At 62.5% G+C, this 1,358-nt stretch carries 1 pseudogene; it reads left to right on the top strand.

Features of this window, described 5'->3' with window-relative positions:
• Positions 1 to 133 precede the first annotated feature (133 nt).
• Positions 134 to 1,297 (top strand): annotated as a pseudogene (locus tag JF70_RS08895) (IS1249 family transposase).
• Positions 1,298 to 1,358 lie beyond the last annotated feature (61 nt).

Here is a 1,358-nt window from a genome sequence, read left to right as displayed (position 1 = left end):
GGGCTATAGGAACTAAACGCGTTGTTTATGTTGGGGGTTTGGCCTTGTGGCTGTAAGCGTGTTGGGTGGTTGTTAATAGGTCGGGTTGTTAATAGGGGTCTTGCAGGGGTGCCCGTTCCTGTTCGATTGGGGAATGAGAACCAGATCGAAGAGGGCCAGGCATTGCCCCATATGCCATGGGCGGATGCGCAGGCATGGGCGCAACAGATCAGGCACGCAGCGCCGGATGTGTCCGTCCTGCTCGATCACGTCCACCGCGCGCAGGCAGGACCGGGCCCGCGCCGCGCAGTTGAGGGAGTTCCTGGACCGGCTGCTGACGGGCAGGACCCGGGAACAGATGGGGGCCATGGGCGCCAGGGCCTGGCGTAAACGGGTCGGCTGGTGCTGGAACATCAAGCCGGCAATCACACCGGACGGGGTGGTCCATCACACGCTCATGGCCGACGGCACGTATATGGCACACGGCTGGTGCCTCCTGATAGCGATCGACGGGCAGACGGGCCAGGTCATCGACCGGCAGTGGTGCCATCAGGAGAACACGGCGGCCTGCACGGCCCTGTCCTCCCGCATCCCCGGGCCCGACGTGCTCATCACCGACGGCCTTCGCGGCGTGCAGAAAGCCTGCCATGCCTGCTGCCGGGCACGCGCATCCAACGCCGCCTGGTGCACGTGCAACGCAACACCAAAACCGACCCGACACTCAAACCACGACTTCAGGCCGGCAAGGAACCCAAGCGACTCTCCGACCAGCTCACCCGGGTCCATACCATCGAGGAAGCGGTGCGTCGGGGTGAGGCCTTGAACGCCTGGCACGAAAGATGGAAAACCCTCATCGACGAACGCACCATGGCCAAGGACGACCCAGCCAACCCCAAAGCCAGCCACCAATCCTGGTGGTGGACCCACCAGGAACTCCGCCGCTGCTACCGCAGGCCCGAACACCTCTTCCAAGACAGGCAGCTCTTCGCCTTCCTGGAACCCGAACTCACCGCCGGCGGGCCAGTGGAACGCACCACCAACCGGCTGGAAGGAGGAGTCAACCCACCCATCAAACGCACCCTCCTGCAACACCACGGCCTACCCGAGAGCCACATGAGACGCGCCTGCGAATGGCACTGCTACATGAAAACCGACAACCCCCGACCCCGCCAGCCTGAACAGGGACGAACACCACCAGCCACAACCAGCACCCAAACGGGAAACCAGACAGGAACAGGACGAGCCCGAACACTACGGCACCGCCATCAACTGGAACGAGTTCCACACACCAGTCAGATACCCCAACACCACACTCTGACCAACACACAACCAAACCCACACACAGAACCTAAAACAACGCGTTTAGTTCCTATAGGCCC

Origin of the sequence: Bifidobacterium mellis (genome assembly GCF_000967265.1) — a bacterium.
GTDB lineage: Bacteria > Actinomycetota > Actinomycetes > Actinomycetales > Bifidobacteriaceae > Bombiscardovia > Bombiscardovia mellis.
Note: the sequence above shows the minus strand (reverse complement) of the source record. Positions and strands in the feature narration are given on the sequence as shown.